At 67.8% G+C, this 24,349-nt stretch carries 22 protein-coding genes, 1 other RNA gene and 1 pseudogene; 10 read left to right on the top strand and 14 right to left on the bottom strand.

All coding sequences use genetic code 11. The features are described 5' to 3' along the window. Window positions 1-4: 4 nt before the first annotated feature. The 11 genes from AB5J62_RS04915 to AB5J62_RS04865 all read right to left on the bottom strand — a co-directional run bounded on the left by AB5J62_RS04915 (window position 5) and on the right by AB5J62_RS04865 (window position 11,582). Complete coding sequence (locus tag AB5J62_RS04915) at window positions 5-631, bottom strand: hypothetical protein (RefSeq protein ID WP_370946913.1); 627 nt, start codon at window positions 629-631, stop codon at window positions 5-7. A 3-nt stretch (window positions 632-634) separates the two neighbouring features. Further along, a complete protein-coding gene (locus tag AB5J62_RS04910; protein ID WP_370946912.1) occupies window positions 635-2,704 on the bottom strand; it encodes a magnesium transporter in 2,070 nt (689 codons plus the stop codon). After that, complete coding sequence (locus AB5J62_RS04905; RefSeq protein ID WP_370946911.1) at window positions 2,701-5,625, bottom strand: ATP-binding protein; 2,925 nt, start codon at window positions 5,623-5,625, stop codon at window positions 2,701-2,703. Before AB5J62_RS04905 ends, AB5J62_RS04910 begins: the two co-directional genes overlap by 4 nt. A 3-nt stretch (window positions 5,626-5,628) precedes the next feature. Further along, window positions 5,629-6,165 (bottom strand): hypothetical protein, encoded by a 537-nt coding sequence (locus AB5J62_RS04900; RefSeq protein ID WP_370946910.1) that lies wholly within the window; start codon window positions 6,163-6,165, stop codon window positions 5,629-5,631. 10 nt (window positions 6,166-6,175) lie between these two features. Continuing rightward, a complete protein-coding gene (locus AB5J62_RS04895; protein ID WP_091299241.1) occupies window positions 6,176-6,442 on the bottom strand; it encodes a hypothetical protein in 267 nt (88 codons plus the stop codon). A gap of 575 nt (window positions 6,443-7,017) precedes the next feature. Beyond that, window positions 7,018-7,881 carry a hypothetical protein gene (locus tag AB5J62_RS04890; protein ID WP_370946909.1) on the bottom strand — a complete coding sequence of 288 codons (864 nt, stop codon included), beginning with the start codon at window positions 7,879-7,881 and terminating at the stop codon, window positions 7,018-7,020. A 55-nt stretch (window positions 7,882-7,936) separates the two neighbouring features. Continuing rightward, an RNA gene (gene rnpB, locus AB5J62_RS04885) (RNase P RNA component class A) lies at window positions 7,937-8,320 on the bottom strand. A gap of 77 nt (window positions 8,321-8,397) precedes the next feature. Beyond that, window positions 8,398-8,967, bottom strand: a complete 570-nt coding sequence (locus AB5J62_RS04880) for a hypothetical protein (RefSeq protein ID WP_370946908.1) — start codon at window positions 8,965-8,967, stop codon at window positions 8,398-8,400. Continuing rightward, window positions 8,888-10,177 carry an NAD(P)/FAD-dependent oxidoreductase gene (locus tag AB5J62_RS04875; RefSeq protein ID WP_370946907.1) on the bottom strand — a complete coding sequence of 430 codons (1,290 nt, stop codon included), beginning with the start codon at window positions 10,175-10,177 and terminating at the stop codon, window positions 8,888-8,890. Before AB5J62_RS04875 ends, AB5J62_RS04880 begins: the two co-directional genes overlap by 80 nt. Beyond that, window positions 10,174-10,995, bottom strand: coding sequence for a ferredoxin (locus tag AB5J62_RS04870; RefSeq protein WP_370946906.1), 822 nt, complete (start codon window positions 10,993-10,995; stop codon window positions 10,174-10,176). The genes AB5J62_RS04875 and AB5J62_RS04870 overlap by 4 nt, the downstream gene beginning before the upstream one ends. Before the next feature lie 5 nt (window positions 10,996-11,000). Beyond that, on the bottom strand, window positions 11,001-11,582 hold the full coding sequence (locus AB5J62_RS04865) for a DUF4142 domain-containing protein (RefSeq protein ID WP_370946905.1): 582 nt from the start codon (window positions 11,580-11,582) through the stop codon (window positions 11,001-11,003). Between the two features lie 372 nt (window positions 11,583-11,954). Between AB5J62_RS04865 and AB5J62_RS04860 the strand changes: the two are divergent. From AB5J62_RS04860 to AB5J62_RS04840, 5 genes and pseudogenes are all read left to right on the top strand, one after another. Continuing rightward, window positions 11,955-12,464 (top strand): annotated as a pseudogene (locus tag AB5J62_RS04860) (sigma-70 family RNA polymerase sigma factor); the annotation flags it as partial. Next, window positions 12,461-12,853 carry a zf-HC2 domain-containing protein gene (locus tag AB5J62_RS04855; protein WP_370946904.1) on the top strand — a complete coding sequence of 131 codons (393 nt, stop codon included), beginning with the start codon at window positions 12,461-12,463 and terminating at the stop codon, window positions 12,851-12,853. The pseudogene AB5J62_RS04860 and the gene AB5J62_RS04855, both read left to right, overlap by 4 nt. Window positions 12,854-12,884: 31 nt before the next feature. Further along, window positions 12,885-15,662 carry a BREX system ATP-binding domain-containing protein gene (locus AB5J62_RS04850; RefSeq protein WP_370946903.1) on the top strand — a complete coding sequence of 926 codons (2,778 nt, stop codon included), beginning with the start codon at window positions 12,885-12,887 and terminating at the stop codon, window positions 15,660-15,662. Between the two features lie 9 nt (window positions 15,663-15,671). After that, window positions 15,672-16,916 carry an ArsB/NhaD family transporter gene (locus AB5J62_RS04845; RefSeq protein WP_370946902.1) on the top strand — a complete coding sequence of 415 codons (1,245 nt, stop codon included), beginning with the start codon at window positions 15,672-15,674 and terminating at the stop codon, window positions 16,914-16,916. A 14-nt stretch (window positions 16,917-16,930) separates the two neighbouring features. Further along, a complete protein-coding gene (locus AB5J62_RS04840; RefSeq protein ID WP_370946901.1) occupies window positions 16,931-17,356 on the top strand; it encodes a universal stress protein in 426 nt (141 codons plus the stop codon). Window positions 17,357-17,408: 52 nt separating this feature from the next. On the opposite strand, the gene AB5J62_RS04835 is transcribed toward AB5J62_RS04840, so the two are convergent. From AB5J62_RS04835 to AB5J62_RS04825, 3 genes are read right to left on the bottom strand one after another with little or no spacing between them, the layout of a single operon-like run. Continuing rightward, a complete protein-coding gene (locus tag AB5J62_RS04835) occupies window positions 17,409-18,527 on the bottom strand; it encodes a bifunctional RNase H/acid phosphatase (protein WP_370950184.1) in 1,119 nt (372 codons plus the stop codon). 2 nt (window positions 18,528-18,529) lie between these two features. Next, a complete protein-coding gene (locus AB5J62_RS04830; RefSeq protein ID WP_370946900.1) occupies window positions 18,530-19,267 on the bottom strand; it encodes a zinc ribbon domain-containing protein in 738 nt (245 codons plus the stop codon). Window positions 19,268-19,275: 8 nt separating this feature from the next. Next, window positions 19,276-20,082, bottom strand: a complete 807-nt coding sequence (locus AB5J62_RS04825; RefSeq protein ID WP_370946899.1) for a Nif3-like dinuclear metal center hexameric protein — start codon at window positions 20,080-20,082, stop codon at window positions 19,276-19,278. A 31-nt stretch (window positions 20,083-20,113) separates the two neighbouring features. Here AB5J62_RS04825 and AB5J62_RS04820 point away from each other — a divergent pair, with 31 nt between their 5' ends. From AB5J62_RS04820 to AB5J62_RS04800, 5 genes are all read left to right on the top strand, one after another. Further along, window positions 20,114-20,686 carry a chorismate mutase gene (locus AB5J62_RS04820; RefSeq protein WP_370946898.1) on the top strand — a complete coding sequence of 191 codons (573 nt, stop codon included), beginning with the start codon at window positions 20,114-20,116 and terminating at the stop codon, window positions 20,684-20,686. A gap of 181 nt (window positions 20,687-20,867) precedes the next feature. Next, complete coding sequence (locus AB5J62_RS04815; RefSeq protein ID WP_370946897.1) at window positions 20,868-21,041, top strand: hypothetical protein; 174 nt, start codon at window positions 20,868-20,870, stop codon at window positions 21,039-21,041. Window positions 21,042-21,617: 576 nt separating this feature from the next. Beyond that, complete coding sequence (locus tag AB5J62_RS04810; RefSeq protein WP_370946896.1) at window positions 21,618-22,073, top strand: low molecular weight protein-tyrosine-phosphatase; 456 nt, start codon at window positions 21,618-21,620, stop codon at window positions 22,071-22,073. Further along, window positions 22,070-22,921, top strand: a complete 852-nt coding sequence (locus AB5J62_RS04805) for a fructosamine kinase family protein (RefSeq protein ID WP_370946895.1) — start codon at window positions 22,070-22,072, stop codon at window positions 22,919-22,921. The genes AB5J62_RS04810 and AB5J62_RS04805 overlap by 4 nt, the downstream gene beginning before the upstream one ends. A gap of 171 nt (window positions 22,922-23,092) precedes the next feature. Next, entirely contained in the window at window positions 23,093-24,316 is a 1,224-nt protein-coding gene (locus AB5J62_RS04800) for a DUF222 domain-containing protein (protein WP_370946894.1), read from the top strand. Window positions 24,317-24,349: the final 33 nt, after the last annotated feature.

Below are 24,349 nucleotides of genomic sequence, written 5' to 3'. Positions count from 1 at the left end.
GCGATCAGCTCGCCTTGTCGTATTCCGAAACCCGCCACCCCGCGTTGGTCACGACCAGGGTGATGCTGAGTTTCGGACCGTCGGTGGGGACCGTGACCAGCAGTGAGCTGGTGAACGAGCTGACGACCTGGGGCTCACCGGTGACCTGGTTCCCCGCGACGCTTTCGACCGGAACGGTCGTCAGCTTCGCGGCGAAGAACTCCTCGGTCGTGTAAGCCCGCATCCCGTCGAGCCACTGCTCCTGGGTGGTGCCCGCCGGGTGCCGTACCCAGGCGTTCGCCCATTCCTTCGCGACGCGGACCGCGTCCGCGTTCGGCGCGGACGGCGTCGGGGTGGTCTGCGAACCCGAAAGCCGCGTCTGCGGCGGCGGGGTGGTCGTCGTGGCGGAGACGGGCGGCGGCGCGCCCGGCCCGCTACCCGGGTGCGACGACGTGGTCCGGGTCGTCGACGGCTGGATCGCGGTCAGCGTCGGGTTGGGCCTGTCGAAGACCTTCGGCAGCACGATGCCGAGCGTGGTCAGCACCGCGGCGACCACGATGAGCGTGCCGACCAGGTGCTTCGGCGAGCGCAGCGGGAAACCCCACAGTCTCCGGTAGACCGCGGCGCGGCCGCGGTTGGTGCGAATGGGCATCGGTTACCTGCCCATCAGGTGATCGGTGTCGCGAACGTCCTCGCGCACCTCGATCCCGCGCGACGGCCGGTAGAGCACGAACACCGGTTTCCCGGCGACGACCTCGGGGTCGACGCGCCTCGGCTGCGGGATCGGCGACGTCCGCACCGGCGAGTTGTACTCGGGCGAGGTGAAGTCGGCCTGCCCGCCACCCGCGGAAAGCCTGGACGGCACCACCACCGGCTCGGGTTCGTCACTCCACCGGCGATCGAACACCGGCGACGTGTCGACGCGCCTGCTCGCGCGGACCGGCTTGCGCCCGTTCGGCGGGTAGATGAAGTCGCCCGGCTCGTTCCCGCCGGGTCCGTAGTTGCTGAACACGCCGGCCCCGCCACCGCCCGCCGGCAGCGCCGGACGGTCCCCGCCGCCGTCGATCGCACCCGGCCACGACGCGCCTGACCAGGCCGCGGCCGGCCGGGCACCTGGCGAGTCGAGCCGCTGCGAGGCGGCGAAGATCGTCGCCTCCGGCCGGAACCGGCCACCACCGGAGATCGCGCCGATCGGACCGCGCGCGTCGCCGTCGACGACGTCGTCGGTGTCGCGGATGTTCTTCCAGAACTCGTCCTGCGGGGTCGGGCCCTGGTTCTTGCGGAACCGGGAGAAGATCCCCCCGCTGGGCGACGGGACCGCGTTGCCGACCATTCGCGCCGACATGTCGACCATTTGCCACAGCCGCCGCACCGGGCGGCCGACCATGAACAGCAGCACGGTGACCATTCCGGCCAGCACCATCTGCGTCAGCATCGACAGCGAGTTGCCCGCTTCGAAGATCGCCTTCAGCAGCAGCGCGTGCACGCCGGCCAGCACCGAGAGCACGACCAGGTTGAACGCGACGGCGCCGGCGACCTTGAGCACGCGGCGCAGGATCTCCGGGTGCAGCAGCGCCACCAGGCCGATCAGCGGCGCGGTCAGCGTGAACAGCCGGATCAGGACCTGCGCCAGCAGCACGGACGCCTTCGCCAGCAGCTGGAACAGCGAATACACGAGGCCCTGGCCCAGCGCGAGGAAACCGGCGCCGGTCCGGCTGCCGTCCTCGCCGGTGAAGTACCCGGTCGACGGGCCGAGCTTGGTGGAGATGTCCTTGTACGCGGCCTTCTTGGCATCGATCACCTGCTGATTGGCGTCGTCACCGGCTTCGAGCTGATTGCGGGTGAACGCCTGCGCGTCCACCAGCGCCTTGCCGTACTGCTCGGCCTGCGGCGCGTCGGCCGCGCCGAACTCACCGCGTTTCCAGTTGTTGTAGACGACTTGCGTGTGCAGGTCCGTCGGCAGCACTTCGACGTCGAGTTCGTCCTTCGACTCGTCGATGAAGCCCGCGTGGATGTTCGTCGTGGTCTGCACGATCGCGTGATCGATCGGGTCGATGTAGCGCAGCAGCGCCAGCGACGACGCGGCGAGCCATACCGCGGCCAGCGCGTAGAGCGCGCGTTTGCTGACCGCGGCGAGGTCACCTCGCCAGATGTTGCGGAACATCATGATCGACAGCAACAGCGCGACCAGCCCGAAAAGCTGGGCGTAGATGTTGTTGTAGACCTTTTCGGCGCCCGTCTTGACGGCGCTGTAGATCGGGTTCAGCAGGCCACCGTTGAGCACCGTGTAGTGCAGCGAGTTCGTCGCGCCCACGAGGTTCTTGCCGATGTTGAAGAGCTGGTTGCCCGCCCAGGTGTCGATCGTCGAGTCGGGCGAGTTCAGCCCGGCGAGCGGCCCGCAGTCGGTCTGGAAGGTGTTCCAGACCATGCCCGCGTAGCTGTAATCGATGTAGATGCTGTCCTTGAGCCCGTGCCCCTTGGGCGGGTCGAGCGCGCCGACCATGCCGGCGCCGGGACGCTCCGGGTTCGGCGCCTCGCCGCACTGCGCGGCCATCGCGGGCGGCGCGGTCATGGTCACCTGCAGCCCGAGGATGCCGGCGACCATGAGCACGGTCGCCAGCTTGGTCGGCCGGGTGCGCCCGGTCGGCCCGTTCTTCAGCCGCTTGCGCAGCTTGTGCCAGCCGGCCGCGCACGCGAGCACGGCCGCCAGGGTCAGCAGCGTCATGCCGCGTCCCTGCCGGTTCCGCCCTTGCCGGCGCGGGCGTGCTGTCCGCCGCCGTTCTCCCCCGCCGGTTTGTCGACGGCGTTGTTCATGCCGCCCAGCAATTGCTCCTCGGTCAACCCGACCTCCAACTCGGCGGCCAGCTCGAGATCGGGCTCGAGCTCGTCGTCTTCGGGGGGAACAGGAACGTACGGCTTGGTCTCGTCCGTGGGAACGAGCGCCGTGCCCGGCTGCGGCCTCGACTCGGCGGACGACGACCCGGGGGTCGTGTCCATGACGCCGCGCAGGTGTTCCAGATGGGGACCGGAGAAGTCGACGCGGATCCGCTCGACACCGCCCGCGCCGTCGCCGAAGACGAACTGACGGGGTTCGGTGTCGCGCTCGAGTCCGCGCTGACCGCCTGGCCGTCGGCCGAGTGCGGCGATGACCTGCTCGTAGCCGACCCCGACGGGGACCTTGAGCAGGCGCAACGCGTCGGCCTGGGCGTCGTCGTCGTCGAGACGGCCCACGAAGACCGAGTCGAGCAGCGCGACGAAACCTTGGATCTTGAGGAAGTCGGCCGGGATCTGCGAAGACAGCAGCACGCGGACGTTCCACTTACGCGAGTCACGCGCGAAGCGGTTCATCAGCACGCGTCCCGTCGGGACCTCGGACAGGAAGAACGCCTCGTCGATCCAGACGCCCTTGCGCAGTTCCTTCGGCTTCTCGTAGACCGAACGCTGGGTCAGCCAGGCCGCGAGGTTCAGCATCTCGACGCCGAGCGACTCCGCGTCCGTCCAGTACTCGCGCGGCACGCCGTCCTTGGGCAGCGTCAAACCGGCCATGGTGAGCACGGTCATTCGGTCATCCCGCGTCTCCGAATACGGATCCGCGTCGGTCTCCGGGATGAGCAGCGCCATGCGCTCGCGCATTTCGTCCAAGAAGTCCGCGACGACGACCGCGTGCTCATGGTGCTCGCTGGAGTCACGGCGCAGCGCGTCGATGACCTGCCCAGGGTCGGCGTCGAAGCGCCCGCCGACCGCACGGACCGCACGCAGGAGCACGATCCGAGTCTGGGCCATCCGCGAGACCTCGTACGGGAGCACACCGGTCAGTACGTCAAGTACGAGACGCCTGCGCGTGGCGCCCGCGAGCGCCTTCTCCCGGCGCCAGGACCGCTCCGGGTCGTCCTCGTCCATGAAGTGCTCGAGCAGCGGCTCGGCGACCACGCGATACGGATTGAGGATGCCGGGCTGGGCGTTGAGCAGGTTGATAGGACGCGCGTACGGGCGAATCTCGGGCAAATCACACAGCCGCGACAACGGGCCGGACGGGTCGAGGATCGTCCAGTGCGCGCCGGCGCGCAGCGTCTTGTAGACGATGCCGCCGCCGAGGAACGACTTACCGCCACCGAGACCGGCGACCATCGCCGTCAGGCCGGAGCCGTCGCGGATCTCCTGCGCCATCCACGGGTCCCAGGCCACCGGGCGCCGGGTCGCGGTGCAGGTCTCGCCGAGCAGGATGCCGCGGCGGTCGCCGACCTCCGCGGTCGCCGTCGGCACCGCGGACGACGCCCACACGACACTGCCGCGCCGCATGTACGCGGCCGACGCGAGCGGCTCGCCGGGGATGAACTCGCGCGCCATCGCGTACTGCGCTTCGGGATGCTCGATCGCGATCTTCGGCTTGTACAGGTCCAGCAGCTGCTGGGCCAGCTTGAGCGCGTCGCGCTCGGTCGGGCCGGACACCGCGAGCCGCCACCACGACCGCACGCGCGTCGCGAGCGCGGTGAAGCCCGACGTCATCTCGTCGTCGATCTCGAGCACCCGCCCGGCCTGGCGCGCAAGCGATTGCGGCGGCTCGAGCTCGTGCTCGTCGGTGTAGTGCTTGACCTGCGAACGCACCTTGTTCATCTGGCGCTGCAGCTCACCGGCGACCTCTTCCGGCCGCCGGACGTAGATACGCGCCGAGACCTCGACCGAAGCCGGGAGCCGGTCGGCGTGCTGGATCCACGGGTCGTCGACCTCGGGGATCTGCAATCCGTGCATCTGCCCGACCGTGAGCACCGCGAGATGCCGCGAAACACCGGCATTGGACCCCGTGCGGCCGCGAACGGTCACCGTGGGCGCGTACGGGTCGGCGTGGAAGTCGGCCGCGTCCGTGAAGCTGGCGAGGTCTTCCGGCTCCCAGGCCGCACCGGGCACGGCGGGCATGTTGCGGGGCGCCGGCAGGCCCAGCGAGCACGAACGGTGCATCAGCCAGGACATCTCGTCGGCGTGCGCGGGCCTGCCTTCGAGGCCTGCCGAGCCGATCACCTGGTCGAGGTGCTCGACCTCGGAGTCCAGCGCGGTCAGCTCCGCGTCGACCGCCTCCGGCAGGATCTTGCGCAGCACCGGCGCGGCGCGCTCGACCGCTCGGTCCACCATCCGGCGCGTTTGGACCTGAACGCCGATGTAGACCTCTTTTTCGGCCATCGAGCGGCCCATGAGCTGCTGCTGCTCACCGATGAGGTAGTCGTCGAAGCTCAGCGCGCCGGGGATGTCCTGCGGCCGGTTGACGGCGTTGTGGACGTGCGCTTCGGCCCACATGCGGATCGGATAGGGCCGGTTGGTCACCCGCAGGTGCAGCCAGCGGCCCTGCAGTTCGGCGTACTGGCCCGCGATCGCGGCGATCAGGTCGCGCCGCTGCGAGTCCGAGCGGAACGACCAGCGCTGCGGCGCGAGCCGGTACCACGCGTACACCTCATAACCGGTGCGTAACAGGTGCCCGTCGATGCTTCGCGCGGCGATCGACGGGGTATAGGTAGGTATCGCCTGTTCGCCGGGCAGGCGCCTGCCCTTGCGACCGGCCTGCTTGGCCTGCGCGGAACGGACCTGCTGCGGGGTCTGCCACCCGTTGTGCAGGTCTTGTTCCCGTTTACCTCGGCTTCCGCCGCGACCGAACAACGACTACCTCCCGGCCGGAGCGTTGCTGCGGCTCCGGCGCGCTCGTGGTGTGCCCTGCGCTCCGTGGTGCGTGGGTCCGCTGAAACCGTGCTCCTTGAGAGCGGCGCCTCCAGCCGAACCCTTCCCTTTATAACTGTGTTGCTGCCGCGCGCGCCGTTTCCGGCGTTTGTGCTTGGGCAGCGGGCGCTCGGCCCGTACCCGGACGCGGCTGGCGCTGACCGCGCCGCCGGTCCCCGTGGTGCGCTCACGCGGGGCGCCGAGTTCGCGCGCCCACATGGCGGCCACGGCGCCGAGCGGGCGCTCGTGGCTGATCTTGGCGGTGATGAACCGCGTGATCACGATCGTGATCACGAAGCCCCACGCGGTCGAGAAGAATCCGAAACTGATGCCCGCCCACCGCTGCACGGTGAGCACGACCAGGAAGATGGGTATGCCGATGAGCCACGCCACGTAGCGGGCGCGCCAGGGAAAGGTCGCTTTGGGAGGTCCCAGCCAGACGGCGTCGACCCGATAGACCTCGTCATCTGTCCGGATGCGCACTGCCGGCGCCTCAGCCGGTGAAGAGGCCAGCGATCCACTGGCCCACGTTGACCCCGGCACCACTGACGGCGAGCCCGATGATCGCGAGCGCGATCACCACACCGGCGAGGCGGCGCATGACACCCGCGTTGTCGCCCTTGCCGCCGCCCAGCCAGAGCAGGAGGAGCGCGACGGCGAGTAGCACCAGGGGAATGATGTTGTCGATCAGCCAGCTGCGGACGTTGCCGGTCCCCAGCTCGCCGGCGGCCAGCGTCTCGAAGGTGGTCAAGGTGGTCATCGCTTACTCCCGGTGCGCGGAGCTTGGTCGCTTGGTCGCGATCTGCCGGTGGGCCCCGCTTGGTTCTTCATGGTGCTTCGTGCACATCATGGCGTCACGAGGCGTAGTGGTCAAAGCGCTCTCTGTAGATATGTCGATCTGGGCCCGGCTCTCGGCTCGACCGGGATGTCCGCACTCCATCATCACGGCAAGGGCCCTCAGGATTAACCCCCATCGCCCGGATTTCGCAGTGCGTGGAGGAACTCACCCACAAGGGAGCGTTTTGGTCACTGTGGGTAGAGGGTTTTCGGGCGAGATGAAGCCGCGAACAGTGTGACATGCCCTGTTCGGCCGCAATCGGCGAGTCCTTTGTGTAAGCGCGCCAGGGACCAGCCGCTCCGCAGGTGATCAACGGTCCGTGACAATGACGGCTCATTCGAGACGCTCGGTGACCCGAACGGCGGGTTTTCGAAGCGTTTGGATGTTCCGGCGATCGGGAATGCCCCCTGACCGTGTGAGCGACCTATCAACTCTCCGGCGGGTTGCGCGCGGCGTTTCTGAAGCGGTCAGCGTTTCAGAAACGGACTTCGCGGCGGTTAGCCGCGCCCGGCGCCCGCGGCGAACACGCCCGACGGGAACGCGCCCGCCGAGACCGCGGTCCGGCTGAGTTCACGGCCGAGGTCGTGGAGCCGTTCCGTCTTGTCCGCGCCCAGGCGCGTCCATGGGCCGAGCGCCGCTTGGTTGGTGACGCGCTCGATGTCGGCGCGAAGCTCCTGCCCCTTGCCCGTGAGTTCGCCTTCGGCGTCCATGAGCCCGCGGTCGGCGAGTGCGGCCACCTCGGCTTCCCACTGCTCGTCGGACCAGCCGCGGGTCAGCCGGGCGGCCGCGGCCTGGAAGCCCTTGCCGGTCGCCGTGTGCGTGACGAGCGCACCGAGCCCGCTCAGCCCGTGCTCGACCAGCGCGGCGATGTGCCCGTCGCCGCGGAATTCACGCAGCAGGGTGATCGCGTGCCACAGCGCGAGGTGCGGCCGCGCCGGATATGGGAGATCGGCGTGTGCCGCGTACAGCGGACGGCCTTCCGGCGTGCAGCCGTCGGCGGCTTCGCGGGCGAGCTCCGCGGCTTCGGCGACCTCCGCCGACGCCACGGTGTCGTCGCCGAGCAGGCGGCGCAGCACGACGTCGGCGGCGTCCAGCCTCGCGGCGAGCACGTCGGCCGGCGTCGCGAGCGTCCACGCGCGCGGAATGTGGCGCGCGACGAGTTCGGGATTGAAGTTGTAGAAGGTGGCCGCGACGCCGCCCGCCCCGATGGCACCGAAAGCGGCCGAACGGCCGGCGAAGTAGCACATCCGGCCAGGCCGCAGGCCCGCTCCGGTCAGTTTGTCCTCGGTCTCGGGCGCGAAATAGATCATCGCGTGCAGAGGATCGAGTACTCGGTGCAGCCGGAACGCGAGGTCGCCCATACGGCTGACCCTACCCCGCGGTAGCCAGGCCGGCCGGTCCATTCGGGCAGTGAAAGGGACGAGTTGGCATGTAAGCCGGATCCTGTCCTCACGGCGAACCGTGATGAGCGGTCATCCATCTCGGCCTGCCGTCGCCGGCAGGCTCTAGCGGCCTACCCGCAGACTCGGACGGGCCGTCCTCGAACGCCTGCGCAGGAGCTCGCGCTCCCTCTTGGCCTTGCTCCGGGTGGGGTTTACCTAGCCACCCCGGTCACCCGGGGTGCTGGTGGTCTCTTACACCACCGTTTCACCCTTACCCCCGTCCGGAGACGGGGGCGGTCTGTTTTCTGTGGCACTGTCCCGCGGGTCGCCCCGGGTTGCCGTTAACAACCACCCTGCCCTGCGGAGTCCGGACTTTCCTCGAGACGGTTACCCGTCACGCGACCGCACTGCCAACTCGTCCGCCGGGAAATGTTACCGGTTGGACAGGTCGCGTTCGTGCCGCCGTGCCGCGCGGGGCGCGAGGCCGGTTCCGGGTCACCCGGTCGGCGACGCGGGCAGCCCGTTCAGGTTCTCGCTCCCGTCCGGGCCGACCGCGAACCAGGCGAGGCTGACGCCCTGCCCGTTCCATTTGCCCGGCGACGCCGTCGCGTTGCGGTACAACGGCCAGCCGCCGAGTGTCACCTGCCAGGTGCCGTCCGCACGGGGGATGGTGCCCACCAATTTCTGATCGATGCCGACCGCGACCGGCGTGCCCGTGGTCAGCACAGGCGGCCAGGTCCTGGTGCACGCGTCGACGCAGGCCGACATCGGCGGTTTCGCGCTGTCCCTGTCGTATCGGTAGAGCACGGCGCCGTCCCCGTCGACGACGGCGTTGCCCAAGGTCGGCAGCCGCACGGCGGCGATCCGCGCGGGCGCGGGCGGCACCGGTTTCCCGGTCGGCGGCGGCGCCTGCGGGGTCGGGGACAGTTGCTCGGTCACCGGCGCCTGGACCGCCCGGCCGCCGACCACGATCGGCGCGACCGGGTCATCCCCCCGCCACCACATCAGTGCGACGGCGATGAGCACCGCCGCCAGCAGGGCGATGACGGGTTTGGCCTGACGCACGGCTGTTCTCCCTTTCGACGCGGGAAACGGGGTTCTGCTCGGCGATTTCGGCCGTCCAGCTGAGCATCGCGGCGGGGCTGTTCAGGCAGACGACGCCGACGAGGCGGCCGTCGCGCACGAAACCGGTCACGGATCGGTCGCCGGATTCGGGCGGGCTCAGCTCGACGGTGTCGGTGCCGAGCGCGGGCATGCCGGCGACCTGGATCCGGACACCGTGCTGCTCGGACGAGAACCGCGGGACCGGCGCGAACGGTCGTGCCGCGCGGGGCCCCGCCATCAGGCTTTCGGCCGCAGCGCAGCCCATTTCGACCGCGTTGAGCCAGTGCTCGACGCGCTGCGGCGCGTTTCCGAACCGCAGGTTGGGCCACTGTGCCACGTCGCCGGCGGCGACAACGCTGTCGGTGCCGACGACGTGGCAAGTGGGGCCGCAGGCCAGGCCGTCCGCGATGGGCAGCCCGGCACCACGCAGCCAGGACACTGACGGGACGGTCCCGACGGCGATGACGGCACAGGAGACGTCGAGCAGATTGCCGTCGACGAGCTGGATGCCGAGGCTGCGCCGCTCCGGCAGCCAGCGGCGGATCGAGGTGCCGAGCGCGAGGCGGACCCCGTGATCGGCGTGCAGCGAGGTCAGCCGTCTGCCGACCTCGGGGCCGAGCGTGTCACCGAGCAACGTCGGCGCCTGGCCGACGATCACCGCCTCCCGGCCGAGCTCGCGCACGGTCGACGCGATCTCACAGCCGAGGAACCCGCCGCCGATCACCGCGACCGGGCCGTCGCTGGCGGCCAAACCGTGCCGAAGCGCCATCGCGTCGGCGAGCGTCCGGACCACGAAAACGCACGGATGGTCATACGGCGCGCTGGGCAACCGGCGGGATTCGACGCCCGTGGCGATGACGAGCCCGTCGTAGCGGACCTCTTCGGCTCCCGGCAGGTGCACGACGCGACGCCGGGGTTGCAGGTGCACGGCGGTGGTGTTGAACCGCCACACGGCGTCGACGTCACCTGGCGCGGCCAAGCGGACGTCGGGCGGGGTCGCGGTGCCCGCGATGAGCTGCCTGGACAGCGCCGGCCGGTGATAGGGCATGTCGGGCTCGGAGCCGATGATCATCAGCCTGCCGCCGAAACCCAGTTCCCGCAGGCGTTCGGCGGCGCGGAGCCCGGCCGGGCCCGCACCCACGATGACGATCTGCTCGGTGTGGTCGGTCACGGTGTGGCTCCCTCGAGTTGGATGGCACGCATCGGGCAAGCTCTGGCCGCGGCCCGCACCTGCTGGGTCTGGGCGGATTCGGGCTGCCGCAGGTACAGCAGCCGCCGGTCGTCCTGCAGCTGGAAGACCTCGGGGGCTTCGGCCTGGCACATCCCGTATCGGTGGCACCGATGACCGTCGACGCTGACCAGGACGATTTCGCTGCCCGCGGGCACCGCGAGCGTGGCCGGATCCGTCTGGAGGAGGCCGAGGCGGACCAAACGCGCCGTCGGCAGGAAGCGCAGGACGGTCACCATGACCGCGGGGACCGAAACGGTGATCCCGCCGAGCCACACCACCGACAAATGGCCGTTGGCGATCGCCCCGAACCACGAATGGATCATCAGCAGGCCGACGGCCGCGTACCCGCTCTGATGCAGGCGCCGCCAGCCGCGGTACGCGAGTCCGCGCCGGACGCCCGCGGCGATCGCGATGGCGACGCACAGTTCGAACCCGACGATGGCGCAGGCGTGCCGCGCGTATCCGCCGCCCGCGAAGGGAACGAGCAGTTTCAGGACGGTCAGCGTGTCGTCGTCGAGGAAAAGGAAAGTCAGCGCGTGCAGCATCCCGCTCGCGAGGGTGAAGGCGGCGAGCATCAGATGCCCGCTGCGCAGCGCGTGATGCCCGGTGACCCGGCGGATCCAGCCGGTCGCGGTCAACACGCCCCAGACCAGGGTGAGGCTCATCGTCACATACGCCACCCGGCCCGAAAGCGTGGCGATCTCACGGATTCCGCTGTCGTGCGCCGAGGGCACGGCCGCTAGAAGGTACGACTGCATCGGCGTCACTTCCCGCTCGGGGAACCGAGCAGGCGGATCAGGCGGAACGTCGCCGCACCCGCGATGACCACCAGCACGGCGGCGAGCACGAAGTCGGCGCCGCCGAGGGTGTTGCCGCCGCGGGCGGCGGTCAGCACGAGCGAACCGGATTCGGCCATGCCGGTGCTTTCGAGCAGGTTCAGCTGGCGCAGCATGGTTTCGACCACGGTCTGCGCGAACGCGCGTACCGCGTCGTCGAGTGTCGCGGCCCGCACCTGGGACGCGAGTTCGAAAAGTGTGCCGTGCGCGGCGCGCAGGCGGTTGACGTAAAGACGGTCGAACCGCTGCCCCGGCTCGCTGGCGCGGATCTCGTCCGTCCACGCCTGCTGTTCCCGGGTCGCGGTGTCCGGCAGCGCGACCCCGAGCCGCCCGGCCAGTGACCGCACCATCGGATCGAGGCGGTCGTAGTCGCGGACGATCTCCGCGCCGACTTCCCGCACCCTGACCGTGTTCCCGTGCTGCTGGGCCAGGACGCTCGCCTGGCCTTCCCACACACCCGCGCGATGAACGGCGACCAGCAGATCCCGGTCAGCCGACCGTAGTTCCATCGCGTCCGCCCTACTGAATTCCGCTAACGCGGCGCATGCCAGCGTCAACGCAATGCCCATGCCCATGACCACGCCCTTTGCCACGGATCGGAACAGCATTGCCGATGTCCCTTCGCATAATGACTCGTAAAAGGAGGTACGCGGCCTCGGACTAGCCGGTTCAGGACTTAACGGCTGTAACAAATGTGATCTGCATCACATCAAATAGTACTCATGAGTTAAATTTTGTGGACGGCGGCAACATATAGCCCGCACGGATCTTCTGCGCTACGCTCGCGACACCCATTCTCTCACCTCGCGGGAGGTCGCGGCCTTATGGAAGCAGTGAGTGGCAGAGGGTGACGGTTCAGTCGGGAACACCCCCAGCACGATCCCGACGATCCCAAGGAAGAGCTCATGTCCTTGCTGTACAAGGACTTCCGCGACCGGCTGTTCGCACAAGTCCTCCGGCTGACAAATAATGACCGGCAGTGGACCGAGGACGTGGTGCAGGAAACTTTTATCCGCGCATGGCAGCATTCCGACGATCTGAACCGCGAACCCGGAATGTTACGCGGTTGGTTACTGACCGTTGCCCGCAGAATAGTGATCGACGGCTGGCGTAACCGTTCGGTCCGTCCGCGTGAAGTAGAACTCGAATCACCGGACACTGCCGAGACATCAGACGAAACGGATCGCACATTGGCCGCGATGGTCGTCGCCGACGCGTTGCGCCATCTCGATCACAAACACCAGTCGGTCGTATTCGAGACCTATTTCGCCGGCCGCACTGTGCGTGAGGCGGCGATCATACTGGGACTGCCGGAGGGCACCGTCAAGTCGCGGTTGTACAACGCGATGCGGACGTTGCGCCGGGCACTGGGGGAGCTGGGGTCACGATGAGGATTCGGAGGCCGGGCCATCGTGGATTGGCCGCATACAGCCTCGGCGTGCTGGACGCCGAGGCCGCGGGCGCGTTCGAAGCGCATTTGAGACGTTGCCCGGCCTGCCGCCGCGAACTGGACGGGTTGCGCGCGGTCGTCAGCGCGCTGGGCCAAGCCGAGCATCTGGGCTATCTGCCGCCGGGCAACGGCCCTGGCGCGCGCACCGCGCCCGCACGCAAGCAGAACACCCTGCGCGTGCGGTGCCGCTGGCTCCCACTGCTCGTGGCCAACCTGCTGTTCTGCCTGGCGACGATGCGCATCTCTGCCCCTGCCCCAGTGGCTGACGGTCTGGCCGTCACGCCGCGCGACGGTGAAAGGGTTTTCCCACTTTCAATTACCATCGAGTAGTCTGCCGCAAGCCGACACGAAGGTCTCTACGGTGCGTACCGAAGCAAATTCCGAGAGCCCCTACGGCGGACCTTCGGTACCGAAGCGTCCAGCCGGCGCCCCGCGTTTCGGGCGCGACGACGAGTTCAACGCGCTGGCCGCCATGTACGACGGCGTCGCCCGCGGCCGAGCCACCAGCGCGGTGCTGGTCGGCGAGTTCGGTATGGGCAAGACAGCGCTGCTCGAAGCGCTCTCGGAGTACGCGAAACGCACGGCCTTCGCGGTCGTGATCGCGAAGGGCTCGGGCCTCGAGACCCACCTCAGCGGCGGCGTCACCAGGCAGTTGTCCGATGGGCTCACGCGCGCGCTCGGCGGCGCGCCGCTCAAATCCCCGCTGGAGGAACGACCGCGCACCGAACACGACCAGACGGCGGCGCTGGAAGGTTTTCTCCATCTGGTTCGCGACGTGGCCGGGCGCGGCCCACTGCTGCTGGCCGTCGACGACATCCATCTCGCCGACGCCTGGTCGATGCGTTGCCTCGCCTACATTCGGTACCGGGTGACCGAATACCCGGTGTTGATCGTGCTGACTTCCATTCTGGGTCAGACATTGACCGGCGAGGTGTCACTTCTGGAACTCGCTGGCTGCTCCCCCGCCATCATCAAGCTTACCGGTCTCGGCGTCGAAGAAACCGCGCGTCTCATCGCCGCGAAATCCATGAGCTTCACAGGAGCGGCAGCCGACTGCCGCGAAGCCACCGGCGGAAATCCTTTTCTTCTCAACAACCTGCTCGTCCGGCTGACGCCTGGCGCCGATGTCCACACGGTCGGCTCCCCCGCGGTCGGCGAGGTCCTGCGAGCCAGGCTTCGGGTGTACCCCGCCGCCGCTCAGCTCGTGCGCGCGGTGGCGATCTTGGGCGAGGACGCCGGTTTCGACCGCATCGCAGCGCTCGCCGGTGTCGACGAGCGCGTCGCGATGGAGGGCGTGGACACGCTCGTCCGCCTGAGACTGCTCACCAATACGGGATTGCCGACCTTCACCTACTCGTTCGTAAGACATTCCGTCCTGCAAGACATTCCGCTGGCGACCCGCGCGGTGAGCCATGCGCGAGCCGCCGAGTTGCTCGCCGACGCCGGCGTCCCCGGCAAGCGCGTGGCCGCACATTTGCTGGAGGCGCACACCGTCAGCACCCCGTGGGGAATCGATATCTTGCGGAACGCGGCGTGGGCGGCCGTGTTCGAAGGCGAAGAAGAGCTCGCCGTCCGCTGCTTGAAGCGCGCGCTCACCGAGCGGATGTCACCCGGCAAACGGGTCGCCACCACATTGCAGCTTTCCCACGCCGAATACCGGATCGACCCGGCCGCGGCGATGTCCCGCGTGCGCGAAGCCGTCGGCCACATCGACACGCATCGCATCGCCAGCCACACCGCGATGATGATGATCCTCTGCTTGTGCAGCGGCGCCGACAGCCAGCTCGCCGTGTCCGCCGCGAGCCTGATCGCGGCCAGGGTGAGTTCGGGCGGCCCGGAAGCCACCTGGCCACTGCAATGCATGATCTATCTGGCCGAGACGGGGAACAGTCTCACTCCCGCCCCCTTGTTCAGCGAGGACTGGACACCCGGCCCCGACGCCGAGCCGGAACTGCGACGAACCCACGCCGCGCTGTTGGCGCTCGAGGTCCTTCGCCGCGGTGAATCCGCGAGCGAGGCGGTCCGTCATCTCGGCGACGCGTTGTCCGGCGACCAAGGCCAGCTCTTCGAGCAGCCGTATTTCTTCACGCTCGTGACGGCCACGCTCGCCGACGAGCCCGCGCTCACCGATCGCCTCTGCCGCCTGCTCGACAGCACCGACGAGCCTTTCGATTATCACCTGCGCAAGGGCTCGATGGCAGCACTCGCCAGGGGTATCGCACTACAGAGTGAAGGCAAGCTCCTCCGGGCGAGCGTCTACTACGAGTCGCTGCTGCGCTTGTTCGACGAACGCCGAGCCACCAGCGCCTGCCCGATCGCAGTCCTCGCGGTAGCCCACCTGGCCGAGGTCTACACCGATCTCGGCAGACCCGACGAGGCCGAGGAACTGCTCGCCGGCATCGATTTCGACGGCACCAAGCAGCTCTTCCAGCACAACTACCTGCTCTACGCGCGCGGCAAGCTCCGCGTCGCCACCGGCGACACCCAGGCCGGGCTCGAAGACCTGCTCGACTGCGGCCGTCGCCTCGAACGCCACGGCCTCACGTTCCCGGCGTTCGCCGCCTGGCGCCCGCTGGCCGTCCGCGCGGCATTGATACTCGACCGCACCGAGCTGGCGGCCGTACTCGCCGACGCCGACACCACCGCGGCGGACCGATGGGACACGCCCCGCGCCCGTGGCAGCGCCATGGCGGCCTTGGCGCTCACCCGCGAGGACGAAGAAGCGGAGCGCCTTCTGCTCAAGGCCACCGAGCTGCTAGAGGCCTCACCCGCACGTCTGCAGCTGGCGACCACACTGGCCGAACTCGGCGCCGCACGGGCGCGGCGCGGGCACACCGAGCAGGCGACAGCGGACCTCCGGCGCGCGGTGGAACTGAGCACCCAATGCGGCGCGCGTCCGCTCACCCGTCGCGCGAACGAAGAGCTCCACGCCGTCCAGATGACGACGAAGGACACGGCGCACGGCCTGACCCGGCAAGAAGGCCGGATCGCCATGATGGCGGCGCGTGGCCTCACCAACCGCGAGATCGCCGAAACCCTGCACCTGACCAGGCGCACGGTCGAGCTGCATCTCTCCGGCGCCTACCGCAAACTCGGCATCACCGGCCGCGCCGAGCTGGCCGCCGCGCTCACGGCCTAACCTTCGGCCGTGACTTGGGCAGCGGTAGGCAGCTTCGCGCTGCTGGTAGTTGTGCTCGCATTCGCCATGCTCCGCCCACGCGGCTTGCCGGAAGCAGTCGCCGCAGTGCCCGCGGCCGGCGTCGTGCTGGCGCTAGGCCTGGTATCGCCGGCCGCTGCTGTACAGCGAGCCCTGGAAATCTTGCCCACACTGGGCTTCCTCGCCGCGATCCTGCTGCTTTCGTACCTCGCGAGCGTCGACGGCGTTTTCACCTGGCTCGGTGAACGCCTTGCCGCCGCCTGCCACGGGAAGCCAAAACGCCTCCTCCTGCTCACCTTCGCGGCCGCGTCCGGCGTCACGGCGATCCTCAGCCTTGACGCGACGGTGGTCTTGCTGACCCCAGTGGTGTTCGCCACCGCGACGAGCCTCCGGCTCCCGGCCAAACCGCACGTTTACGCCTGCACGCACCTGGCGAACTCCGCCTCGACGTTGCTGCCGGTGTCGAATCTGACCAATCTGCTCGCGTTTTCGGCGTCGGGGCTGACCTTCGCCGGTTTCACCGCGCTGATGGCGCTGCCGTGGCTGGTCTCGATCGGCATAGAACTCGTGGTGTTCCTGCGCTTCTTCGCTTCCGACCTTACCGGCCGATCGGACGCGGTTCCCCGGTCGACCATCAGCACACCCAGATTCGCACTCATCGTGTTGACCTTGACCCTCGTGGGTTTCGGCATAGGACCGCTGATCCATGTGGAGCCTGTCTGGATCGCCGCCGCGGCCGCCGCGATACTCGCCATCCGCGCGCTGGCCACCCACACGGTACGACCACTCAGCCTCGTCACCGAGGCCTCGCCACTGCTGTGCCTGTTCGTCCTCGGACTCGCGGTCGTCGTCGAAGCCGTGTCCGAGCACCTGCTCGGCGGTGTGCTCCACGCGGTCTTGCCGAACTCGACCGGGCTGGCTGAACTCCTGCTCACCGCGGTCATCGCGGCCGTGCTGGCGAACTTGGTCAACAACCTGCCTGCGACCTTGATCCTGCTGTCCGTCCTCGGCACGCATCCTGACCCGGGATTGCTGCTCGCGGTACTCCTGGGCGTCAACATCGGCCCGAACGCGACCTACCTCGGTTCGCTCGCGACGCTGCTCTGGCGCCGGGTGCTCGCCGGCAGCGGCGTGACTCCGGCATTGCGCGAGTTCCTGCGCCTCGGCGCTTGGACCGTCCCTTTGTCCCTGGTAGGCGCCGTCGTCGCGCTGTGGTGCGGTCTCGCTCTCACGTGACACGATGACCGGCTATGAAGGTACTGGTCTGGCTCAGCGAAGGCACCTGGCCATCCTGCGTCGACGCGGTCCGTGCTTTGGAGACGCCCGCGCAGCTCACGCTGTTGCACGTCGTCGACACGGACATCGAAGAGGCGATGCGCGACGCGTACGGCGGACTCCTCTCCCGGCACGGCCATGACCCGGCACGTGATCTGCAGGTACTGACAGGCCCAGCCGAACAAGCGCTGCTGGACGACGCCGCAGCCCGCCTCGGCCGGCCTTGTGAGACAGCCGTACGGCGAGGTCATCCACAACACGAGGTGGTCGCCGCCTGCGCGGACGTGGATCTGCTCGTGTGCGCCCGCGACCACGCAGGTCCTGGCCCGAAGAGCCTTGGTCGTCATACGAGGTTCGTGGTCGACCACGCTCCTTGCGCTGTCCTGCTCGTATGGCCATGACCAGCGCGTGCACCCTGCCCACGACCAACCAGGACGCCCCTATCCAGCGAGCCTAGGCCAGATGCGAGATGTCGTTCACCAATCGAACGGACGCGTTGCCGTCCGGGTAGAACTCCACGATGGAGAGCGAAGCCAAGTCAAGGTGCAGCCGGAACAGCAGTGACGGCCCGGCGTCGAGCCCCATCCGAAGCAGCGTCTTGATCGGTGTCACATGGCTGACCACGATCAGCGTCCGCCCACCGTACTGGGCGATGAGCTCATCACGCGCCTTCCGCACGCGGCGATGCACGGTGTCGAAGCTTTCGCCACCGGGAGCCGGTATCGAACTGTCGCTCAGCCAGGCCCGGTGCAATTCCGGGTCGCGCTCGGCCGCCTCGGTGAACGTGAGGCCTTCCCATTCCCCGAAATCGGTCTCCACGAAACCCGGATGCGTCTCAACGCGGCCGCCGAGCGCGTCGGCGACGGCCTCAGCGGTCTGCCGGGTACGGGTCAGCGGGGAAGCGACGATCGGCGCCACCTCGTCCCCCGTGACGAATCCCTTCATCCCCGCCAGCCGCTTGGCCGCCGCGGCGACCTGCGCCTGGCCGAGCTCGGTCAGCGGCACATCTCCACGGCCGGAATACCGGCGGTCGACGGACATCGCGGTCTGGCCATGACGCAGCAGGAAGAGTTTCGTCGGTGTCCCGGTGGCACCCGTCCACCCCGTCGCCGATGACCGGTTGGGCTCCGATACGCGAGTGGGTTCCGGCGTCCGGACGGCCGTGGGCGCCTTGACGACGTCCCCATCCATGGCCTGGTTGGCCAAGCGATCGGCATAGGAGTTCTCGGCGCGCGGTATCCATTCGAAGCGCACCTTGGCGAAGCCGGCCGCCAGCTCGCGCGCCTCCTGCGCGAGCGGCTGGAGTGCCGGGTGCTTGATCTTCCAGCGCCCGGACATCTGCTCGACCACGAGTTTCGAATCCATCCGGACATCCACAGTGGACGCCCCGAGTTCGACAGCCGCCTTGAGCCCGGCGACGAGGCCGGAATACTCGGCGACATTGTTCGTCGTGATACCCAGCGAGTCGAGCCGTTCGGCGAGCACCTCGCCGGTCACCGCATCCTTGACGACGGCACCGTAGCCCGCGGGACCCGGATTTCCCCGCGAACCGCCATCGGCTTCGATGATCACCTTCACAGGCCGGACTCCAACGTCCGGACGAGGATCGCACCACAGTTCTCGCACTGGATCACGGTGTCGTCGGCCGCGGCCTTGATCTCGTTGATCGTGTTGCGGTCCATTTCAAGCTGGCAGGCACCGCACTTGCGAGCCCGCAGCAAAGCCGCGCCGATGCCCTTGTGCTCCCGCACTCGCTCGTAGAGCTTGAGCAGGTCTTCCGGAAACCGCGGCAGGAGCTTCGCGCGATCCTCGTCCCGGCGCGCCTGTGTGGTGTCGAGATCGGCGAACACCTCGTCGCGACGCCTGACGGCGTCCGCTGCTTCCTGCTCGGCCTTGTCGACCTCGGCACCGGTGCGCTGAGCGTCGAGTTCGAGCGCCTCGCGGCGTTCCATCAGCTCGAGCACGTCGTCTTCCAGCGCGGTCTGACGGCGCTGAAGCGTTTGGAGCTCGTGCTCGATGTCGGCCATCTGCTTGGCGGCCACGGTGCCCGACTCCAGCAGCTTGCGGTCACGATCCTCACGAGCGCGCACGGAGTCGACTTCGCGTTCTTGCCTGGCGACCTCGCGGTCGAGGTCGGACACGGCGGTCTGCACGGCGACGAGCGCGTCACGACGTGCGCGCGCGGTCTTCTCCGCCTGCTCGATCTCGGCTAGCTCCGGCAAGGTTCGACGGCGATGCGCGGTCCGCGAAAGCTCCGCGTCCACCTTGGCGAGCTCGAGCAGTTTACGCTGCACGGCGGATTCGGCTTTCACAGTGCTCCCTAGTTTTCTGCCCTGATGTTCCAGGGGTCGGTACGCCGCGTGGAGACGTGAACGTCGACGGTACCGGGGAAGGCAACGCGGATCACGCCCGAGGCTTGTTCGCACCACGGCCACTCGCTCGCCCAGTGCGTGACGCCGACCAGGGCGGGGCCGCCACCGGCGAGATGTTCTCCGGCCGCATGATGCCGGAGGTCGGCGGTCACATAGGCATCGACCCCGGCCGCCGTCGCCTGCTTGAGGTAGCTGTCACCCGCTCCGCCCGACACGGCAACGGTCTTGATGGGCCGTGTGGCGTCACCGGCACCGAACACCCCTGGCTCGGTCTTCGGCAATGCACGCGCCACCCGCGCCACGAACTCGGCGAACGGCTCGGTCTCGGGAAGCTCGCCGATGCGCCCGATGCCGGTGACTCCGTCCGCGTTGGCGTCGAGCGGCTTGAGCACACGCAACCCCAGTGCCCCGGCGAGCGCGTCGGACACTCCGGGGCTCGCGGAATCGGCATTGGTGTGCGCGCAGTACAGGGCTACACCCGCACGGATCATGCGGTGCACCAGTCTGCCTTTCGTGGTGTCCGCGGCTACGCCATGCACCCCGCGCAGCATCAGCGGGTGGTGCGCGACGATCAGCTGCGCGCCGAGCTCGATCGCCTCTTCAACGGTCTCGTCGACCGGATCGACACACACCAGCACCTGGTCGACCTGCTCGGCGGGATCACCACAGACGAGTCCGATGGCATCCCAGGACTCGGCCAGCTCCGGCGGATACGCCTGCTCCAGAGCGGTGATGACTTCGGTGACTGCGGGCATGGGCCGATCTTCGCATGTAGCCTCCGAAGTCATGCGCGTTCGGTCCTGGGTCGCTTGCGCCCTCCTGTCCACTGGCGGGCTCGCAGTCACCGCCATACCCGCCGCGGCTTCGACGCCATCGTCTTCCTCACTCTGGCCGCTGACAGACCTGGCGGCACAGCGGGTGCAGATCGCGGACAAGGTCGCCGCGGCGAAGTTCGGCACCACGCAGCCGATCGACGATCCTGTCCGCGAGCAGCAGATTCTGAACGAGGTCGCGATCAAGGCAGCCAAACTCGGGCTGGATCCGGTCACGACCGTGCGTTTCTTCCGCGACCAGATCGAAGCGAACAAGGTCGTGCAACGCGGCCTCTACGCACGCTGGACCGCCCATCCGGAAGAACAGCCCTCGGTGCGCCCCGATCTGGCGACCGAAGTCCGGCCGATCATCGACCGGCTCAACGCCGGCCTGCTCGACCAATTCGCCGCCACGGTGACCGTGCGAGCCGGCCACACCTGCGAGCTCCGTCTTGTCATCACCACCAGGGTGGTCGACCTACGACGGCACCTGGACCGCCTCCACCAGCGTGCCCTGGTAGAGGCGGTCCAGTCCGTATGCGGTTAGAACGGCCATCCAGCGGTCTCGCCCTGCCTCGGTCAGCGGAATCATCTTGAAGGCCTGGTCGGGCCAGCCCACCGAACGTGTACCGGCCCGCGGCCCCGACGGGCGTGTGGCCGTATCGGTACCCGGCGAGATTCCGGGTGTAGATCGGAACCGACGCCGGAAGACTCGTACCGACGTCGCCATGAGCAGCCTGCTCATCGGTGATGATGACCACTCGGTCGTGCCCCGAGTAGTCACCACGCACCGCATCAGCGGTCTCGCTGCCGCCGCCGAGAAAGTACCCATCGTTCTTCCAACGGTCCACCATCCCCAGCAGCGACTCCCGCTTGCGCGGCTTGAACATCCGCTGCCCTGAGCTGAACGAAACCACCTGCGCGTGCGCACACCGAGCTGCGAGCGCGAGGCCGAAGACCGCGACCACGTCCCAACACATCAATGAACCGTCCTTGCTGAATGGACTGTGCATCGAATGCGAAGTGGTGTTCTCGCCGACCATGTTGGACACGGCAAGCAGGAAAAGTTCGGTCTTCACGTCGCGCACGTATACCGGTGCCACCTTCGTAGGTGGTCGTCCGGACCGCGGTGTTGAACTTGGCCCCCCAAACCCATCTTGCCTGTGAGAGACGCACACAGACTCACTCGAGTAATAGTCGGTGAAGGTATGTCAAATGCTCTGCCGAATTGAGCTACCAGGCCCGCTGAGGCCTGGACGGGATTCGAACCCTCAGCGCTTTGCTTCAGCAGTAACCCTGACCTGCGCACCGAGCGCATCTGCCTGCGCTTTCCCCGAGAAATTATCGCCTACGGCTCGGTTTCATGAGGAGTGAAGTAGCCGTGGGCCTCGCACCGGGACTGCTCCGCAAGGCTAACAGCGCGACGACCACTGACTGAACCGTTTTACGGCCGCGACGCGATAGGCCAGACTGGCGCCATGCTTCATGTCTGCTTCGTATGCTCCGGCAACATCTGCCGCTCGCCCATGGCTGCTCTCGTGTTCCAGGAGCACCTCCGCCGCGAAGGGTTGGCCGTGCGAGTCAGCAGTGCCGGCACAGGCGCGTGGCATGCGGGTGAACCTGCCGATTCCCGCGCTCAGGCGACCCTACGCGCCTCTGGCTACCCGACCTCACACATCGCGGCCGAAGTCGGCGACGACCATCTGGAAGCCGATCTCCTGCTCGCCGCGGACGTGGGCCACTTGCGTTTCCTTCAGAGCCGCGTCGCGGATCCGTCGAAAGTGCGGCTCCTGCGCGAGTTCGATCCGGAGGCACCAGAAGGAGCGGAAGTGCCGGACCCCTACTACGGCGCGGACGGCGGCTTCGCGGAGGTGCTGGCGATGATCGAGCGCACCGTTCCGGGTCTGTTGAAGTGGGTTCGGGAACAGGGATGACGCCCGAGGAGGCAGCCGAGCTCCTTCTCAACCGCCAGGTTGAAAGCATCCGGCCTCTGTCCACGGGTGTTTACGTCGTGACCAGCGCGGAAAGACGCTTCGTGCTGAAACGCACCGCAGGCCCGGCGGAGTCTGCAGGCCTGCGCTGGTTGAACGAACACGACGATGTGGCGATCCCGCACGTACACGGTTCTGATGACGACTGGTTGGCCACTGATTTTGTCGCCACAGGTCCGGCTACGAACGTGGCCGCGGAGGCATTCGGAAGAGGCCTGGCCGCCTTGCATTTGCGCGGCGCGGAAGCATTCGGCGCCGCTCCGCCTGACGGGCCTGCACGCGCCACAATCGGCCTCGCGCCCTTACTGAACGAACCCTGTGCCGACTGGCCAACATTCTACCGGCGGTACCGCATCGAGCCTTACGTCAGGTCATGCGTTGACCAGGGGTTGATGACCACCCAACAGGCACACGTATTCGACTTGGTCGGCACGGTACTACCCCAGCTCTGCGACGACGGAGAACCGCCCTCACGGCTGCACGGCGATCTCTGGAGCGGCAACCTGCTTTGGGGAGCGAACGGTCAGGTATGGCTGATCGATCCCGCCGCGCACGGCGGTCATCGCGAGACGGATCTCGCGATGCTGCGGCTTTTCGGTGCACCGCTGCTAGACCATATTCTCGGCGCCTACATCGAGACCGCTGCAGAGGCCGGAGCGCCATTGCAAGCAGGCTGGCAAGACAGGACCGACGTGCACCAACTGTTCCCACTGCTGGTGCACGCAGCTCTCTTTGGCAGTGGATACCTGACTCAGGCACTCGCCGCCGCCCGCCGCATCTCGGCACTGTAGTCCTTCACCCTGCAATTCTAAGAAGTGCCAGGTCATTCGCCAATTTCACGTCTGGTCATATATGCTCGATTTTCGAGCCATTTGGACATTTTCGCTCGAATATCGGCATCTTTGCCACTTTCGCCTTGTCGAATTTTTGTCGACCGCAGCACTCGTGGTTAGCGTGGCGACGTGTCCTCCAAGCAAGCAGTCTCCGCGCAGCAGCTGTCAGACGACGAGCTGACTGCCGCGATGCTTGCTTCCGAAGAAGCCTTGAGCCGCGAGTACGCGCGCATCGTGGACCTGGTCGGCGAATTCGACAAACGTTCGCTCGCGCCGGCGAAGGGCTATCGCAACACATCCGTGTTCCTCGTGAACGCGCTTCGCCTGTCCTATAAGGAGGCAAGAGCCAGAGTCGCACACGCGAAACTGGCGATGCCTATCGCCAAGACTGCCTTGGCTTCGGGAAAGATCAACCGAGAACATCTGCAGGAGATCGAGCGAGTCTTGTCGCGAGCACCGGAATCACTGCCCGACACTGAGCTCGCAGCGGGCGAGGATGCGCTGGTCACCCTGGCCCGGCAAGCGAGTCCGTTCACGGTGCGCAAGTCCGGAGCCGGATTCAGGTCGTACTGGGATGTCGAAATCAAAGACCCGAAGACTCGGGAGAAGGAGCTGGCTCGGCCTCGCCGAACATTCAGCTACAACGTGACGTCCGATGGGCTGATGGAGTTCTCGGGCGTCTTCGATCCGGAGACCTCGACGCTGGTGGCAGGTGTTCTCGCGCCGCTTTCGAAGCCAGACCCCGCTGATGAGATCGGCAAGCCTGACCGGCGAACGAAGGACGAACGGCAAGGAGACGCGGTTGCCGCGGTATTCGACCTGGCCGCTCGCGCCCCCGATATGCCTATCAGCGCCAGCGAACGCACCACCATGACCGTGACCGTGGGACTTGATGAGCTCGAACGGCGCGCCGGCGTTGCGATGCTTGCCGATCACCAGGCCGTCAGCGTGTCCCAGCTTCTCAAGATGTGCTGTGACGCGCGGGTGGTGCCGGCCGTGCTGGGAACGGCTGGTCAGGTCTTGCACCTGGGGCAGCCAGCGGAGCTCGCCTCTCCAGCCCAGCTGGCAGCACTCGCGATCCGAGACCGTGGTTGCAGCCGCCCCGGATGCACGAGAGGCCCGAAGTGGTGCGCGCCACAGCAGATGACCCGCTGGATCGCCGAGCATGGCCCGGTCGAACTCAACGATCTCGCTCTGGTCTGCGAACGCGATCGACATCTGCTCCACCACACCGACTGGGAGATCCAGGCGTCTGAGAACCGGATCGAGTGGGTGCCCCCGGCCTGGCTCGATCCCGAGCGGACGCCGATCAGCAACACCGCGCACGACCCGCCTCACCACAGCGCGGCATAGGGGTCGACATGCCGATTCGACGATTCACAGCTG

The sequence above is a fragment of the Amycolatopsis sp. cg5 genome, assembly GCF_041346955.1.
Lineage (GTDB): Bacteria > Actinomycetota > Actinomycetes > Mycobacteriales > Pseudonocardiaceae > Amycolatopsis.
The sequence above is the reverse complement of the archived record's forward strand: the minus strand, read 5'-3'. Positions and strand labels throughout refer to the sequence as shown.